Below are 16,135 nucleotides of genomic sequence, written 5' to 3' on the forward strand. Positions count from 1 at the left end.
AACTCCCAACTGTTCGTGCGTCCGGCCGGTAGAGCCGGGCGCCAGGTCTTTATTTACCGGATTTGATCTTGGTCCAGCTGCGGGTCATCACGCGCTGGATCTTCGGTGGCAACTCGGAGTTGACGTACAGCCGCTTCTGCACGTCTGCAGAGGGATAAACCGACTCGTCGTTACGGATTTCCTGATCCATCAGCTCCCCTGAAGCCGGGTTCGGGTTGGCGTAACCCACCTGGTCACTGACCTTGGCAATCACGTCCGGTTTCAGGATGTAGTTGATGAAGGCATGAGCGGCTTTGACATCCGGCGCGTCAGCGGGGATTGCCAGCATGTCGAACCACAAGTTGCCGCCTTCTTTCGGGATCGAATAAGCGATATTGACGCCTTTACCAGCCTCTTGCGCCCGCGCTTTGGCCTGGAAGACGTCCCCCGAGAAACCGGCCGCCACGCAGATGTCGCCGTTGGCCAGGTCCGTTATGTATTTCGAGGAATTGAAGTAGGTGACGTACGGCCGCACCTTGAGCAACTTGTCTTCGGCCTTCTTGTAATCCTTTTCGTCGGTGCTGTTAGGGCTCAAGCCCATGTAGTTCAGCACGGCAGGCATCATCTCGTCGGCCGAATCGAGGAACGCGACGCCACACTTTTGCAGCTTCTTGATGTTCTCGGGCTCGAACAACACCGCCCAGGAGTCGATGGTGTCGACGCCCAGGGCTTTCTTGACCTTGTCGACGTTGTAACCAATCCCGTTGGTGCCCCACAGATAGGGGACCGCGTACTGATTGCCCGGATCGTTCTTCTCCAGGCGCTTCATCAGTTCGGGATCAAGGTTGGAATAATTGGGGAGCAACGACTTGTCGAGTTTCTGGAACGCACCGGCCTTGATCTGCTTGCCAAGGAAGTGGTTGGAAGGGACCACAACGTCATAACCGGTGTGGCCGGCCAGCAGCTTGCCTTCCAGGGTTTCGTTGGAGTCGAAGACATCGTATTTGGTCTTGATCCCGGTGGTGGACTCGAAGTCGGCGAGCGTCGTGTTGCCGATGTAGTCGGACCAGTTGTAAATACGAACGGTGGATTCCGCGTAAGCCCCGACGGCGAGGGTCAGACCGGCGCCCAGCAGCAAGCCTTTGGAAAATAAAGAAATAGACACGTTTGCAGTCCTTTTCAGTGGGTGGGCCTGAAGGCCGTGCCGACGACAGTAGTGGCTGCCTGTGACAATTCCGGCGCGCAACTTACCGTCGATGAACGCTTCTCGCAAAAAAAACTTTTGAATACGCAGATTATTGTGGGGGGGTGAGGACCTGAGCCCTCACCCCGCCAGGCTTATTTGCCCGACTTGATATTGGTCCAGCTGCGGGTCAGCAGGCGCTGAGTCGCGGCAGGCAGGTCTGCGATTGCATACAGCTTGGCCAGGACATCGGCGGGTGGGTAGACACCTGGGTCCGAGGTGATTTCCTTGTCCACGAATTCGGTCGCCGCTTTGTTGCCGTTAGGGAAGTGGACGGCATTGGTGATTTCGGCCATCACTTTAGGCTGCAGGATGAAGTTCATGAACTTATAGGCGCCCTCGACGTTTTCAGCGTCTTTCGGGATGGCAACCATGTCATAGAAGCTGCCCGCACCTTCCTTCGGAATGTTGTAGCTGACCTTCACCTTGCCACCCGCTTCTTCGGCGCGGGCTTTGGCCTGATAGATGTCACCCGAGTAGCCCACGGCTACGCAGATGTTGCCGTTGGCCAGGTCCGAAATGTACTTGGACGAATGGAAATAGGTGATCGAAGGACGAATCTTCTTGAACAGTGCTTCGGCTTTCTCGATGTCTTCTTTCTTCTGGCTGTCGGTTGGCAGCCCCAGGTAATGCAGCGCTACCGGGATCATTTCGGTCGGCGAATCGAGGAAGCTAATGCCACAGCCTTTCAGCTTGGCCGCGTTTTCAGGCTTGAAGAGCAGGTCCCAGGAGTTGGTCGGTGCGTTGGCACCCAGCGCGGCCTTGACCTTGTCCGGGTTGAAGCCAATGCCGATCGAACCCCACATGTACGGGAAAGCGTGCTTGTTGTCCGGGTCACTGACCGAGACGGCTTTCAGCAGCGCGGGGTCGAGGTTCTTGTAGTTAGGCAGCTTGGACTTGTCCAGCTCCTGATAGACGCCGGCCTTGATCTGCTTGGCCAGGAAGTTGTTGGACGGAACGACGATGTCGTAGCCCGATTTGCCTGCCAACAGCTTGGCTTCCAGGGTCTCGTTGCTGTCGAAGACGTCATACACCACTTTAATGCCCGACTCTTTTTCGAAATCGGCGATGGTGTTCGGCGCGATGTAATCGGACCAGTTGTAGACGTGCAGAGTTTTGTCATCGGCGTTCGCAGCGGCCACTGCGCCCATCAGGGACAAGGCGAGAAGGGTTTTGCCAAATTTCTTCATTCGTACAGCTCCAATGTTTTATGTTAGCGGCGACTGAAACAACCGTTAGTCTGGCAATTTCCCGGGCGGCGTTACAAGCAGAGCGGCCTGCCTTAATGCATAACTTTCAAAGATTTCATCTGCACGCCAATAGCCCTCCGGACCTTACAGGAGCGCGCTTGCCCACGATTTGCGACATACCTGCAACGGATGTGTGGCTGACACATCGCAATCGCGGGCAAGCGCACTCCTACAACGAGTGACCGTTTATCACGCAATCACCGGCTCAATCACTTCTGCAACTCGGCCAGCGTCAGGTCCAGGCATTTGCGTGCCTTGTCCACCAGTTCATCGATTTCCGCGAAGCTGATCACCAACGGCGGCGAGATGATCATCGTGTCACCCACCGCACGCATGATCAGTCCGTTATTGAAGCAAAACGTCCGGCAGATCATGCCCACTCCCCGGCCGGCATAGCGCTCCCGAGTGGCCTTGTCCTTCACCAGTTCAATGGCGCCCAGCATGCCGACGCCGCGCACTTCCCCTACCAGAGGGTGATCGTTCAACTCGCGCAAACGCTTTTGCAAGTATGGTGCCGTTTCTGTTTTCACCCGCTCGACGATCCGCTCTTCCCGCAGGATGCGGATGTTTTCCAGGCCGACCGCCGCCGCCACCGGGTGACCGGAGTAGGTGAAACCATGGTTGAAATCACCCCCTTCGTTGAGCACGCTGACCACGTCATCGCGCACGATGACGCCACCCATGGGGATGTACCCCGAGGTGAGCCCCTTGGCGATGGTCATGAGGTGTGGCTGCAGACCGTAGAAATCGCTACCGAACCACTCGCCGGTGCGGCCGAAGCCACAGATCACTTCGTCTGCCACGAACAGGATGTCGTACTTGGCCAGAATCTCTTTGACCTTCGGCCAGTAAGTGTCCGGAGGAACGATCACGCCGCCCGCGCCTTGGATAGGCTCGGCGATGAACGCTCCCACGCTGTCTTCGCCCAGTTCCAGAATCTTCTTTTCCAATTGCTCGGCAGCCCAGATACCGAACGCATCCGGCGTCATGTCCCCGCCCTCGCCGAACCAGTAAGGCTGGGGAATGTGGACGATGCCGGGAATCGGCAGGTCGCCCTGCTCGTGCATGTACGTCATCCCGCCCAGGCTCGCGCCCGCCACGGTAGAACCGTGGTAACCGTTCTTGCGACTGATGATGGTTTTCTTGCCAGGCTTGCCTTTGACCGCCCAGTAATGGCGGACCATCCGCAGCACCGTGTCGTTGCCTTCGGACCCGGAGCCGGTGAAGAACACGTGATTCATTCCTGAAGGGGCAACCTCGGAAATGGCTTTGGCCAGTTGCAGTGCAGGAGGGTGAGCGGTCTGGAAAAACAGGTTGTAGTAAGGCAACTCACGCATTTGCTTGCTGGCAGCGTCAGCCAGTTCATGCCGGCCATACCCCACGGCCACGCACCACAGCCCGGCCATGCCGTCGAGGATCTTGTTGCCTTCGCTGTCCCAGAGGTAAACGCCCTCGGCGCGGGTGATGATGCGTGGGCCATTCTCTTTAAGCTGCTTGAAGTCGCTGAAGGGCGCCAGGTGATGATCGCTGCTGAGCGCTTGCCATTCGCGGGTTTGCGGATTGTTGGAACTCATGAACCACTCCATTAGCTGCATATCGCGTGTAGGCGCCGCCCGACTCCCGGGCTGGGCGGCGCCTCGGATCTTCAGACGGCAAAAAGCAGGAATTCCCGCTCCCACGAACTGATGACACGCTTGAAGTTTTCGTGCTCGGCGCGCTTGACCGCGACGTAACCGGTCACGAACGTCTTGCCGAGGTATTTCTCGACGGTCTTGCTGTTCTCCATACGCTCCAGAGCGTCTTCGATGGTCAGCGGCAGCCGCAGATTGCGCCGCTCATAACCACGCCCCACCACCGGCGCACTCGGGTTGATGCCCTCGACCATGCCGATGAAGCCGCACAGCAGGCTCGCGGCAATGGCGAGATACGGGTTGGCGTCGGCACCCGGCAGGCGGTTTTCGACGCGACGGTTCTGCGGGGTTGCATCCGGAACGCGCAAGCCAACGGTGCGGTTCTCCTCGCCCCACTCCACGTTCACTGGCGCTGAAGTGTCGGGCAGGAAGCGGCGGAACGAGTTGACGTTGGGCGCGAACAGCGGCAACAGCTCGGGAATCAACTTTTGCAGACCGCCGATGTGTTGCAGGAACAACTGGCTCATGGTCCCGTCTTCATTGGAGAAGATGCTCTTGCCCGTCTCGATGTCGATGATGCTCTGGTGCAGGTGCATGGCACTGCCCGGCTCACCGGTCATTGGCTTGGCCATGAAGGTCGCTGCCACGTCATGCTTGAGGGCAGCCTCGCGCATCGTGCGCTTGAACACGAGAATCTGGTCGGCCAGGTGCAGGGCGTCGCCATGACGGAAGTTGATTTCCATCTGCGCCGTGCCGTCTTCGTGAATCAACGTATCGAGATCGAGGTTTTGCAGTTCGCACCAGTCGTAGACGTCTTCGAACAGGGGATCGAATTCGTTCGCTGCCTCGATCGAGAAGGACTGACGGCCGGTTTCCGGGCGGCCCGAACGGCCCACCGGCGGCTGCAACGGGTAATCGGGATCGTCGCTGCGCTTGGTCAGGTAGAACTCCATTTCAGGCGCCACGATCGGCTGCCAGCCTTGATCGGCATACAGCTTGAGCACTTTTTTCAACACGTTGCGCGGCGACAGCTCAATGGGGTTGCCCTGCTTGTCGTAGGTGTCGTGAATCACCTGCGCGGTCGGCTCGATGGCCCATGGCACCAGAAACACCGCATTCTGGTCAGGACGGCAGAACATGTCGATGTCCGCTGCGTCCAGCAACTCGTAATAAATATCGTCTTCGACATAGTCCCCGGTGACCGTTTGCAGCAGAACGCTCTCGGGCAAGCGCATGCCTTTCTCGGCAATGAACTTGTTGGTCGGAGAGATTTTGCCGCGGGTGATACCGGTGAGGTCGGAGATCATGCACTCGACTTCGGTAATCCTGTGTTCTTTCAACCAATCGGTGAGCTGGTCGAGGTTGGTACTCATAAATACCTCAGGGGTTGGATGTCCTGCGTCCAACGGTGGACTCAGGCGTTATCTGGACGCTTCGGCGTCACGTTGTATTGCGCGTTTTCGACAGGCCTCGCCAAAGGCCTGCAGGATTGAAAGATAGTCGGGGTTCTCCGTGACTTGCCACTCCGGGTGCCATTGAACGCCGAGGGCGAACACTTCGGGCGAAGCAAAAGGCACGCCCGATGGTACGGAGATCGCCTCGATCAGGCCATCCGGCGCAGTCGCTTCGACTCGCAAACCGGGTGCAAGGTGCTCGATGCCCTGGCCATGAATTGAATTGACACGAATTTCGTCCGGCAATCCCAGCCCGGCCAGGACACCACCCGGCTCGATGTGCATGGAGTGGCTCGCAGCGTATTGAATTTCAACGGGTTCATTGTCGGGTTCACGGTGATCCATGTAGGTTCCCGTCTCATGAACCTGCTGATGCAGCGTGCCGCCGAACGCCACATTCATCTCCTGAAACCCCCGGCAAATCCCCAATACCGGCACGCCGGCAGCCACAGCGGCGCGAATAAGCGGTAAGGTGGTGCGGTCGCGCGCAGGATCATGAGCAGTGCCCGGCGCGCTGGCTGGCCCGCTATAGTGGTAGGGTTCGACGTTGGAAGGAGAACCGGTGAAGAGCAACCCGTCGACTGCCGCGAGGATATCGGCCGGGTCGATGAGCTCTGCCAGCGACGGCAGAATGAGCGGCAGGCCCCCGGCAGCGACAGCCACCGCACGGACGTATTTGTCGCCGCTGACGTGATAGGCATGCAAGCCGATTTGCTGAGTGCAGGCTGTGACGCCAATCAGCGGAAGGCGAGGCATATGACCCCCGGTGTTATTGCTGTTATGGGCTGCGACCGAGCTTAGCGTTGTTCATTTTTTTACACAACAACCCCGTAAAAAATAAAACACGCCCCGCTCAAGATCGCAGTTCCCGAGACTTACAAGGCTCCAATTGCGCCCTAAAACGCAGCAAAACTGGCGCCAAGGCGCCGTTTTAGGGCAAAGAGGGGCTCTCTTGACTTCATCTGGGCTTTCGGATTGACTGAACCCCGTAATGCTCGATGATTGATATTTTCAACAACAAAGGTGTTGCATCATGTCGGTACCCCCGCGTGCCGTTCAGCTCAACGAAGCGAACGCGTTCCTTAAGGAACATCCTGAGGTTCTATACGTTGACCTTCTGATTGCAGATATGAATGGAGTGGTGCGCGGCAAGCGCATCGAACGCACCAGCCTTCATAAGGTTTACGAAAAAGGCATCAACCTCCCAGCCTCTCTATTCGCACTGGATATCAATGGCTCGACGGTGGAAAGCACCGGCCTGGGGCTGGACATCGGTGACGCAGACCGAATCTGTTATCCCATCCCCAATACCCTCAGCAACGAACCGTGGCAGAAGCGCCCGACCGCACAACTGCTGATGACCATGCACGAACTGGAAGGCGAGCCGTTTTTCGCAGACCCGCGCGAAGTACTGCGCCAGGTCGTCACCAAGTTCGACGAGATGGGGCTGACCATCTGCGCAGCGTTCGAGCTGGAGTTCTACCTGATCGACCAGGAAAACGTGAATGGCCGCCCGCAGCCACCGCGCTCGCCTATCTCGGGCAAACGTCCGCACTCGACACAGGTGTACCTGATCGACGACCTCGACGAATACGTCGATTGCCTCCAGGACATTCTGGAAGGCGCCAAGGAACAGGGCATTCCCGCGGATGCCATCGTCAAGGAAAGTGCCCCGGCTCAATTCGAAGTCAACCTGCACCACACCGCTGACGCGCTGAAGGCCTGTGACTACGCCGTGCTGCTCAAGCGGCTGATCAAGAACATCGCCTACGACCATGAGATGGACTCCACCTTCATGGCCAAACCCTACCCCGGCCAGGCGGGTAACGGGCTGCACGTCCACATCTCGGTTCTGGACCGCGATGGCAAGAACATTTTCACCAGTGAGGATCCCGAGCAGAACGCCGCGCTACGTCACGCGATCGGCGGTGTGCTCGAGACCCTACCGGCGCAGATGGCGTTCCTTTGCCCGAACGTCAACTCCTATCGCCGGTTCGGTGCCCAATTTTACGTGCCCAACTCACCCACCTGGGGGCTGGATAACCGGACCGTGGCGGTGCGGGTGCCCACCGGCAGCGCCGATGCCGTGCGCATCGAACACCGGGTCGCCGGTGCAGATGCCAACCCTTACCTGCTGATGGCTTCGGTGCTGGCCGGCATTCACCATGGCCTGACCAACAAGGTCGAGCCACCGCCGCCCGTGGAAGGCAACTCCTACGAGCAGCATGAGCAAAGCCTGCCGAACAATCTGCGCGACGCACTGCGCGAGCTCGATGACAGCGAGGTCATGGCCCGTTACATCGACCCGAAATACATCGACATCTTCGTCGCGTGCAAGGAAAGCGAACTGGAAGAGTTTGAACATTCCATTTCCGACCTTGAATACAATTGGTACCTGCATACCGTGTGATGCCGATGTGAGATAAAAAGAACGCTCTGGATCCATGTGGTTGAGGGCGTTTTTTATTTTAGACGGCGAAATTTCTGTAGGAGCGCGCTTGCCCGCGAATGCGGTGTGCCTGTGACGAATCGGGTGTCTGATTTACCGCAATTGCGGGCAAGCGCGCTCCTACAACGGATATGGCCCGCCTCAGGACCTCGCGTACAATGCTCCCGGCCCCGATCAAGAGAACGCGCAATGACCCGCCCCGCCATGCCCCGCAAACCCCGTGCACGCAGCCAGGCCCGGATCGAGTCGATCCTCGACGCCGCGCGGACACTGCTGGCATCCGATGGGGTGGCAAGCCTTTCGATCTACAGCGTGGCTGAACGCGCGGGCATTCCCCCTTCCTCGGTGTATCACTTCTTTGCCAGCGTCCCGGCCTTGCTCGAAGCCCTGACCGCCGATGTGCACGCCGCCTTCCGCGAGAGCTTGCAGCAACCGATCGATCATACTCAGCTCAACACCTGGCACGACCTGTCGCGACTCGCCGAAACACGCATGCTCACGATTTACAACGATGACGCCGCAGCTCGCCAGTTGATCCTCGCTCAGCATGGTCTGACCGAAGTCACCCAGGCCGACCGTCAGCATGACATCGAGCTGGGCAACCTCATGCACGAGCTGTTCGCCAGACACTTCCAACTGCCCGCCCTGCCGGATGAGGTCGATGTCTTTGCGCTGGCACTGGAGCTGGCGGATCGCGTCTACGCCCGCTCCGTGCAACTGCACGACACCATCACCCCGCGCATGGCCGAAGAAGGCCGACGCGTGTTCGATGCGTATCTGGGGCTGTACCTGCCGCCGTTTTTGCCGAAGCATTCGCACGTAGCACCCTTGTAGGAACGCGCTTGCCCGCGATGACGGTGTGTCAGCCACCTTTCACACACCCGACACTCCGCCGTCGCGGGCAAGCGCGCTCCTACAGGTCCGTGTGTAATGCCCGAACACCCCCCCAAAGGGCTCGCACCCTTCAGGATTGGTCACCACACATCAATCACAACTTGGAGATCGATACTTCACGCGCGAACTGCCGCCTAGGGAGCCCGGATCAGGTGGTCTGGCGGTTTTCGCACGCCCGGGACTTGTTCGGCGCATCCAAAGAAGCACTGCACTTATAATCTCCTGATTTTACCGTGGCGTGCGTATATGAAGCTGATTAAGTGAGTCATGTGCACTGACGAGCTGACGTATTTGGAATAAATTATCGAAAGACTACTTCCAATGATTCTAACTAATTAAAAGTCGCGCAGCTATTCTGAATGAGCAGCTTGAAAATTTTCTAAGTTGAAAGAAAATTTTAGCAACATAACTATCAATGGAGAAATTGATCATGGATATTAAAGATTTGCCGAGCGAGCTTCAGGCAGGTAGTAAAGAAGCGCCAGCAGGTTCAAACTTTAGCGGTCTGTTGAAGTGGGGCGATCTGGATCCTGTAAAGTTCTATGCTGACATCGTTACTCTGGATACTGAGGTGGGTTACCCCAGAGTTATGGGAATGTCAGTGAAGAATGTTCCGCCCCCCACAGGGGAACGCATTGTCATTAATGTTTATACAAATAAAAGCGGGGATTATATCCTAGGGCCTGATGGCTATGAAGACCAATCCGGTGTATATGTCGCTGGACTCTTAGCTCACGGCGACGAATATGGGTTTCTTCACGATCAGGACGGCAAGATCTCCGTAACGCTTAATCCGAATGGCAGTTTTTCAGCTAAATTTCAATTTACCTTCACCCTTAATGGTCAGAGGGGGGAATTTTTGAATGGATCTGTAAACATCCCAGCTTCTGAATAGTTGTAGGACGGTAACGTTTTAAAGTTGGCATTTTTTTCGTACTCCTAGGGCTGTTCCGATCAACTTTCCTTCGTTAAGTGGCAAGTTGATCGGAGTATCACTAAGCTCGCCTGCACACTCAATGAACACGCCACTCCGGATAACCAGTGTTGGCTACTGTCAGAAATGACAGGAGGCACTTTGCCATGCTTTAAAAAAACCCCGAAGGGCTCGCACCCTTCGGGGTCGTTCACCACGCATCGCTCACAACTTGGCGATCGACACCTCAGTGGACTTCACGAATGCGATGACTTCGCTGCCCACGGTCAGCTCCAGTTCTTTAACCGAGCGGGTGGTGATCACGGACGTGACGATGCCGGAAGCGGTCTGAACATCGATTTCGGACAGCACGTCGCCGGTGACGATTTCCTTGATGGTGCCTTTGAACTGGTTGCGGACGTTGATGGCTTTGATAGTCATGGTATGGCTTCCTTTTTTGAGACCAGTGCCAGGCGCGACATTGCGCCCGGGTTAATTCGCCCAACGCAATTGCGTGGGCAGCGGTGAAGTGGGTTCGGGTTCGGGCGGGCTGCCAGGAATCGACAGCACGCGGTTGAGGACTTCGGTTTCCAGCGCCGCCAGGCGGTAAGAACCGCGTGCGCGAGGACGGGCAAGGTCGACCTGCAAGTCGAGGCCAATACGCCCCTCTTCGATCAGCAAGACGCGGTCGGCAATCGCCACGGCCTCGCTGACGTCGTGAGTGACCAGCAGCACCGTAAAACCGTGCTTTTGCCACAGGTCTTCGATCAATTGCTGCATCTCGATGCGGGTCAACGCATCCAATGCGCCAAGAGGTTCGTCGAGCAGCAACAACCGGGGCTGGTGAATCAAGGCACGCGCCAGGGCCACGCGTTGCTTTTGGCCGCCGGACAGTGCGGCTGGCCATTCGTTGGCGCGCTCGGCCAGCCCGACGGCGGCCAGCGCTTCGAGTGCCTTGCCACGCCAGTCACCGGTGAGGCCCAGGCCGACATTGTCGATGATCCGTTTCCACGGCAGCAAACGTGCCTCTTGGAACATCAGGCGAGTGTCTTCCCGTGCGTCGGCCAGTGCTGCGCTGCCCGCCAGTAATTGACCGCTGGTAGGCTGATCCAGCCCCGCCAGCAAGCGCAGCAGTGTGCTTTTGCCACAACCGCTGCGACCCACCACGGCGACAAACTGCCCCGCTGGGATGTGCAGATCGATATCTTTCAGAACTTCCCGCGCGCCGAAGGTTTTCTTCAGTTTGCGCACTTGCAGCGGGATGCCGCGCAACAGGTTTGCCGGTTGTTGAAGAGTGCTCATCGCGCGCCACCTTTCGCTACTTGATACGCGGGGTGCCAACGCAGGCAGACCCGTTCCAACCCTCGCGCCGCGAGGTCCGCCAGTTTTCCGAGTACGGCGTACAGAACGATCGCCAGCACCACCACATCGGTTTGCAGGAACTCACGGGCATTCATCGCCAGATAACCGATGCCTGAGCTGGCCGAGATGGTTTCGGCGACGATCAGCGTCAGCCACATGAACCCCAGAGCGAACCGCACGCCGACCAGAATCGAAGGCATCGCACCCGGGAGGATCACATGACGGAACAAGGCGAAGCCCGACAACCCGTAGCTGCGCGACATCTCCACCAGCGCCGGGTCGATGTTACGAATACCGTGGTAGGTATTCAGGTAGATGGGGAACAGCGTGCCCAGCGCCACCAGGAAAATCTTGGCACTCTCATCGATGCCGAACCACAGGATAACCAGCGGAATCAACGCCAGGTGCGGCACGTTACGGATCATTTGCACAGAGCTGTCGAGCAAACGCTCGCCCCATCTGGACAAGCCTGTTATGAAGCCCAGCGTCAGGCCGATACCGCCACCAATCGCAAAACCGATCGCTGCGCGCCAGCCGCTGATGGCCAGGTGCGTCCAGATCTCCCCGCTGCGCACCAGCGCCACGCCCGCTTCGATGACCGCGCTGGGCGCTGGCAAGATCCGAGTGGACAGCCAACCGGCGCTGACCGCCAGTTGCCAGATGGCCAGCAACAAGACCGGTAGCAGCCAGGGCGCCAGTCTTTGAGTGATTCTTTCAATGCTCATGGAGTTGTCTCCGCTTAATGCCAAGGGCTCACTGCGCTTTCGCGACAGCAGCGGGTGGCGTCCAGATCACGTCGGCGATGCTGAGCGGTTTGGGGATCAACTTGAGTTGATAGAAGGTGTCAGCAATTTTCTGCTGGGCGGCGACCGTTTCAGGCGAGATGAACGATGCGCCATAGCCCTGACGCTTGACGAAAACGCGGGCGATGTCTTCGGGCAGGCCCAGCAGCGGGGCAACCTGTTGGGTGACTTCGTCCGGGTTGGCCTTGGACCACTCACCCACAGCACGCACCTGTTCGACCAGCGCCTGAATCACTTCAGGATGCTGCTGCGCGTAAGGCCGGGTCGCGAGGTAGAACTGGTTGTTGTCGACGATGCCTTTGCCATCACGCAGGGTTCGCGCCTGAAGCTGTTGCTCGGCCGCGGCCTGGTAGGGGTCCCAGATGACCCACGCATCGACGGCGCCACGCTCGAACGCGGCACGCGCGTCAGCCGGTGGCAGGTAGACCGTCTGAATGTCGCTGTACTTCAACCCCGCTTCTTCAAGAGCGCGGACCAGCAAATAGTGAACGTTGGAGCCTTTGTTCAGCACCACCTTCTTGCCTTTGAGCGCCTTGACGGATGTGATCGGGGAATCTTTGGGCACCAGAATCGCCTCACTGGTCGGCGCAGGTGGTTCCGAAGCGACGTAAAGCAGGTCCGCGCCTGCCGCCTGGGCGAAAACCGGCGGCGTCTCGCCGGTTACGCCGAAGTCGATCGAGCCAACGTTGAGCCCTTCCAATAGCTGCGGGCCGCCTGGAAATTCCGTCCACTGCACCTGCACACCCTGCTCGGCCAGCTTCTTCTCCAGCGAACCCTTGGCTTTGAGCAGAACCAGCGTGCCGTACTTTTGATAGCCGATACGCAGGGTGTCGGCTTGAGCTTGGGTGAGGACGCCGAAGGACACCGCCGCAGCAAACAGAGCGACCAGGCCTCGACGCAAAATGACAGTGCGCATGGCACGCTCCTTTGCAAAATAGCTTTCAGGTGGCACCTGCTCGTCCGATGGCGGGCAAGTAAGGTGGATGGGATTCATGACCGACGACTGCATCAGTGCAACGACATTAACAGTCGGCTTATATTCTTTAAAATCATATTTATTCATTTGGTTAGCACCAAAATGAATATGTTGCATTTTCATGGACCCGCCGTTTCGGGAGGCGTCAGACGGGCCCGTCATGTCCCAATCGGGACCTTGAAGGCGGGCCGGCCAGCGGTCAAAAAAAAGGGCCGAATAGTCGGCCCGAATGTCGTGGTTGAAATCGGTGTGTCAGCGATTGGGCTGGGGCGTCAGACGCAGGTAAGGCGTGACGGCCTTGTAGCCTTTGGGGAAGCGCTGCTTGATCTCTTCTTCATCTTTGATGGAGGGCACGATCACCACATCCTCGCCATCCTGCCAGTTCGCCGGGGTCGCCACCTTGTGACTGTCAGTCAACTGCAGCGAATCGATGACGCGCAGGATCTCGTGGAAATTTCGCCCCGTACTGGCTGGGTAAGTAATGGTCAGGCGCACCTTCTTGTTCGGATCGATCACGAACAGCGAGCGGACGGTCAGGGTTTCACTGGCATTGGGGTGGATCAGGTCATAAAGCTCAGACACTTTGCGATCAGCGTCAGCCAGGATTGGAAAGTTGACCGTGGTGTTCTGGGTAGCATTAATGTCGTCGATCCACTTGATGTGGAAATCGACCGGGTCTACGGAAAGAGCGATGGCTTTCACATTGCGCTTATCGAACTCGTCCTTGAGCTTAGCCGTGAAACCCAGCTCCGTGGTGCAGACAGGGGTGAAGTCGGCCGGGTGGGAAAACAACACACCCCACTGATTGCCCAGCCATTCGTGAAACTTGATACGGCCTAGGCTGGAGTCCTGTTCGAAATCGGGGGCGATGTCGCCAAGTTTGAGGCTCATGCAGTCAGCTCCTTTAATAAGTGTTATGTGGACACTGTGCCTGCAAACCTCAAAAAATTGAAAGACCGAATGGCAATGGCGAATGCGCGTTTCGCTATAAAAACCGAACACCGCTTTTATTTTCAGCTATAAAAAAAGCCCCGCCGAAGCGGGGCTCTTTTCAACACATCGACGCTTATTTGAAGGCGTAGGTGTAGTTGAAGATCAGACGAGTCTGGTCTTGGTCAGCGATACCGGTAGCGTCGCCGCGGTAGTTAGCACGACGCAGGGTAGCGCCGAAGCCTTTCAGTGGACCGTCCTGGAACACGTAGTCGATACGCATGTCACGTTCCCACTCGGACGCATCGCCACCAATACCATTGGTAGCCTTGATGTCGGTACCGTGCAGGTAAGCGAAGGCGGCTTTCAGACCTGGAACGCCGATACGAGCGAAGTCATACGAGTACTGACCGAATGTAGTGTTCTCACCCGCACGGGCAAACTGGTTGATCATCGAGTCAGTGAACAGGTAGAAGCTTGAACCACCTTCACCTTCCGGACGGTTGTTGCCGTCACGAACGGAACCTTGGTTCAGCCATACGAAACCGCCGTCGTCGTTCACACGCTGGTGACCGAGCAGAAGGGCATGTCCGCCGAGAGAGTAGGTGAACATTGCAGACCAGGTTTTGTTGTCAACTTCACCAGCGTGCTTGGCATAGCCACCGTTGTTGTTGAAGCCATAACCTGTAGCACCCTGGCCGTTCTTGCCATCAGAGCTGCTGTCGAAATAACGCAGGTCAGTTTTGAACGACTGGTCTTCGCCGAGTGGCAGAACATGTACCAGACCCAGGAAGTGCTGCTTGTAGAAGTCTTCCAGGTTCGAGTAGTAGTACTGAACGGTCAGGTCTTTGGTGACCTTGTAATCAAGACCGCCAAATACGAAGTTGTTCGAGTCGCGGGTTGCACCGTTGACCGACAGGCCGGAGTAGTTGCTCGAAGCACGAGCTGCTTGGTGCTCCAGCTTACCGCCGTTGAAAGTAAGGCCATCGATTTCTTTGGACTGGATGGTGCCACCGGTGAAGGTTTGTGGCAGCAAACGACCGTCGTTCGCAACCAGAATTGGCAGGTTAGGCTGCAAAGCCGTACCGATTTTCACCTCGGTCTTGGAGAACTTGGCCTTGGCGTTTGCACCGCCACGAGCCCAGTCCGCAACTGCCGAACCGTCGCTGTCGCTTGGGAAGAAACTGTTGTTGTCAGGGTGACGACCTTTACCACCATCAAGGTGCAGACCGTACATGCCTTGCACGTCCAGACCAAAACCTACGGTGCCTGGGGTGTAGCCAGAAATGAAGTTGAACAGCAGACCTTCACCGGCCTCACGCTGGTCGGTACCGCCGTCGCGGTTGTCGCTTTCGAACCACATGGTGCGGGAACTGATCGTTGCTTTGCTGTCTTCCAGGAAACCGGCAGCACTTGCCTGAGTGGCCATGACAGCTACAGAGATGGCCAAGGCCAGGGTGGACTTCTTCATTATGTTTCGCTCCTCTTGAATCTAATTTTTGTAGTTCCTTGGTACTGAGACCGAAGGCTCAAGACCGCGGATGCGCGATTAGCGCTGGACCTGACTCGGCGAGTCAATGGTCCCAAGACTAATTGACTAGACCGCGTTAACAGTTGGCTGCAAGGTAAGGGAAATCCTTTAAACCTAAAAAGACTCATTTCTCCTGCTTTTATGCTAAGCAGTTATATGTCACAAGCCGTTTCAGCCGTCCGATGCGGAGTGTATCGGCGTCTTTGGCTAATTCCCAAAAAATATTTCGATCCCGTTCGTCAGATCGATCAGTTTCGCGATGTCACATGACCGACAGCCGACCGACCGGTCACCATCCCTCTGTGAAACCAGGTGAGCATTACCGCTATAACACATTGAAAAATAAGCCTTTGGTCAACCGGTAGACGTTATTAGCGCAATTGTCACCCTGCTTTCCGTCATTTTTTTGAGCCGCACGGGTCGATGTCGTCGGTTGACTGGCTGTAACGTTGAAATTTCTGACAGCCCTGCGCGCTGCCTTGCGCCAACTAACCCATGTATGAGCAGCATCCTCTTGGCGAGCGGCCTGATCCTATGTATCGACTGTGACGATTCAATGAACGGTCAGAGCATCACCGCATTTTTTCATCTTGTTGAGGTCGCGCGGCGTCGCATTACGCGGTGGATGACTATCGGCCACAACGCCGCGTCATGCACCGCGCCACCATTTTGGGAGACGTCCCTTTTTAACGCACGGTGAGCCCTTCCTGCCGCGCGGCA

At 57.2% G+C, this 16,135-nt stretch carries 14 protein-coding genes and 1 pseudogene; 4 read left to right on the forward strand and 11 right to left on the reverse strand.

The features are described from left to right. Nucleotides 1-49: 49 nt before the first annotated feature. From N5D61_RS04875 to N5D61_RS04895, 5 genes are all read right to left on the reverse strand, one after another. The gene (locus tag N5D61_RS04875; RefSeq protein WP_279891161.1) at nt 50-1,144 is read right to left on the reverse strand and encodes a polyamine ABC transporter substrate-binding protein; all 1,095 of its coding nucleotides are present in this window, start codon (nt 1,142-1,144) and stop codon (nt 50-52) included. Between the two features lie 173 nt (nt 1,145-1,317). Beyond that, complete coding sequence (locus N5D61_RS04880; protein ID WP_108237497.1) at nt 1,318-2,412, reverse strand: polyamine ABC transporter substrate-binding protein; 1,095 nt, start codon at nt 2,410-2,412, stop codon at nt 1,318-1,320. A gap of 269 nt (nt 2,413-2,681) precedes the next feature. Then, nucleotides 2,682-4,046 (reverse strand): aspartate aminotransferase family protein, encoded by a 1,365-nt coding sequence (locus N5D61_RS04885; RefSeq protein WP_279891164.1) that lies wholly within the window; start codon nt 4,044-4,046, stop codon nt 2,682-2,684. A 71-nt stretch (nt 4,047-4,117) separates the two neighbouring features. Beyond that, the gene (locus N5D61_RS04890; RefSeq protein ID WP_108237499.1) at nt 4,118-5,476 is read right to left on the reverse strand and encodes a glutamine synthetase family protein; all 1,359 of its coding nucleotides are present in this window, start codon (nt 5,474-5,476) and stop codon (nt 4,118-4,120) included. 48 nt (nt 5,477-5,524) lie between these two features. Next, complete coding sequence (locus N5D61_RS04895) at nt 5,525-6,313, reverse strand: gamma-glutamyl-gamma-aminobutyrate hydrolase family protein (RefSeq protein ID WP_279891166.1); 789 nt, start codon at nt 6,311-6,313, stop codon at nt 5,525-5,527. 277 nt (nt 6,314-6,590) lie between these two features. On the opposite strand from N5D61_RS04895, the gene N5D61_RS04900 reads away from it, so the two are divergent. The 3 genes from N5D61_RS04900 to N5D61_RS04910 all read left to right on the forward strand — a co-directional run bounded on the left by N5D61_RS04900 (nt 6,591) and on the right by N5D61_RS04910 (nt 9,795). Then, nucleotides 6,591-7,967, forward strand: a complete 1,377-nt coding sequence (locus N5D61_RS04900; protein WP_108237501.1) for a glutamine synthetase family protein — start codon at nt 6,591-6,593, stop codon at nt 7,965-7,967. Between the two features lie 228 nt (nt 7,968-8,195). Beyond that, on the forward strand, nt 8,196-8,840 hold the full coding sequence (locus tag N5D61_RS04905; protein ID WP_108237502.1) for a TetR/AcrR family transcriptional regulator: 645 nt from the start codon (nt 8,196-8,198) through the stop codon (nt 8,838-8,840). Between the two features lie 490 nt (nt 8,841-9,330). Continuing rightward, nucleotides 9,331-9,795: a hypothetical protein gene (locus tag N5D61_RS04910; RefSeq protein ID WP_279891168.1), complete on the forward strand. Its 465-nt coding sequence runs from the start codon at nt 9,331-9,333 to the stop codon at nt 9,793-9,795. A 243-nt stretch (nt 9,796-10,038) separates the two neighbouring features. On the opposite strand, the gene N5D61_RS04915 is transcribed toward N5D61_RS04910, so the two are convergent. From N5D61_RS04915 to N5D61_RS04940, 6 genes are all read right to left on the reverse strand, one after another. Continuing rightward, entirely contained in the window at nt 10,039-10,254 is a 216-nt protein-coding gene (locus tag N5D61_RS04915) for a TOBE domain-containing protein (protein WP_108237504.1), read from the reverse strand. A gap of 51 nt (nt 10,255-10,305) precedes the next feature. After that, complete coding sequence (gene ssuB / locus N5D61_RS04920) at nt 10,306-11,115, reverse strand: aliphatic sulfonates ABC transporter ATP-binding protein (RefSeq protein WP_108237505.1); 810 nt, start codon at nt 11,113-11,115, stop codon at nt 10,306-10,308. Beyond that, a complete protein-coding gene (gene ssuC / locus N5D61_RS04925; protein ID WP_279891169.1) occupies nt 11,112-11,900 on the reverse strand; it encodes an aliphatic sulfonate ABC transporter permease SsuC in 789 nt (262 codons plus the stop codon). The genes ssuB and ssuC overlap by 4 nt, the downstream gene beginning before the upstream one ends. 28 nt (nt 11,901-11,928) lie before the next feature. After that, on the reverse strand, nt 11,929-12,894 hold the full coding sequence (locus N5D61_RS04930; RefSeq protein WP_279891170.1) for a sulfonate ABC transporter substrate-binding protein: 966 nt from the start codon (nt 12,892-12,894) through the stop codon (nt 11,929-11,931). Between the two features lie 312 nt (nt 12,895-13,206). Beyond that, nucleotides 13,207-13,845: a peroxiredoxin gene (locus N5D61_RS04935; RefSeq protein WP_279891172.1), complete on the reverse strand. Its 639-nt coding sequence runs from the start codon at nt 13,843-13,845 to the stop codon at nt 13,207-13,209. 175 nt (nt 13,846-14,020) lie between these two features. Beyond that, on the reverse strand, nt 14,021-15,355 hold the full coding sequence (locus N5D61_RS04940; protein WP_279891174.1) for an OprD family porin: 1,335 nt from the start codon (nt 15,353-15,355) through the stop codon (nt 14,021-14,023). Between the two features lie 672 nt (nt 15,356-16,027). Between N5D61_RS04940 and N5D61_RS04945 the strand changes: the two are divergent. Beyond that, nucleotides 16,028-16,105 (forward strand): annotated as a pseudogene (locus N5D61_RS04945) (hypothetical protein); the annotation flags it as partial. Nucleotides 16,106-16,135: the final 30 nt, after the last annotated feature.

Source organism: Pseudomonas sp. GD03842 (assembly GCF_029841165.1).
Lineage (GTDB): Bacteria > Pseudomonadota > Gammaproteobacteria > Pseudomonadales > Pseudomonadaceae > Aquipseudomonas.

Excerpts from the sequence above, each read along its gene's own strand:
- N5D61_RS04915 (WP_108237504.1), bottom strand. The coding sequence starts at position 10,254 with ATGACTATCAAAGCCATCAACGTCCGCAACCAGTTCAAAGGCACCATC.
- N5D61_RS04890 (WP_108237499.1), bottom strand. The coding sequence starts at position 5,476 with ATGAGTACCAACCTCGACCAGCTCACCGATTGGTTGAAAGAACACAGG.
- ssuC (WP_279891169.1), bottom strand. The coding sequence starts at position 11,900 with ATGAGCATTGAAAGAATCACTCAAAGACTGGCGCCCTGGCTGCTACCG.
- N5D61_RS04900 (WP_108237501.1), top strand. The coding sequence starts at position 6,591 with ATGTCGGTACCCCCGCGTGCCGTTCAGCTCAACGAAGCGAACGCGTTC.
- N5D61_RS04910 (WP_279891168.1), top strand. The coding sequence starts at position 9,331 with ATGGATATTAAAGATTTGCCGAGCGAGCTTCAGGCAGGTAGTAAAGAA.
- N5D61_RS04935 (WP_279891172.1), bottom strand. The coding sequence starts at position 13,845 with ATGAGCCTCAAACTTGGCGACATCGCCCCCGATTTCGAACAGGACTCC.
- N5D61_RS04930 (WP_279891170.1), bottom strand. The coding sequence starts at position 12,894 with ATGCGCACTGTCATTTTGCGTCGAGGCCTGGTCGCTCTGTTTGCTGCG.
- N5D61_RS04880 (WP_108237497.1), bottom strand. The coding sequence starts at position 2,412 with ATGAAGAAATTTGGCAAAACCCTTCTCGCCTTGTCCCTGATGGGCGCA.
- N5D61_RS04885 (WP_279891164.1), bottom strand. The coding sequence starts at position 4,046 with ATGAGTTCCAACAATCCGCAAACCCGCGAATGGCAAGCGCTCAGCAGC.
- ssuB (WP_108237505.1), bottom strand. The coding sequence starts at position 11,115 with ATGAGCACTCTTCAACAACCGGCAAACCTGTTGCGCGGCATCCCGCTG.
- N5D61_RS04895 (WP_279891166.1), bottom strand. The coding sequence starts at position 6,313 with ATGCCTCGCCTTCCGCTGATTGGCGTCACAGCCTGCACTCAGCAAATC.
- N5D61_RS04905 (WP_108237502.1), top strand. The coding sequence starts at position 8,196 with ATGACCCGCCCCGCCATGCCCCGCAAACCCCGTGCACGCAGCCAGGCC.
- N5D61_RS04940 (WP_279891174.1), bottom strand. The coding sequence starts at position 15,355 with ATGAAGAAGTCCACCCTGGCCTTGGCCATCTCTGTAGCTGTCATGGCC.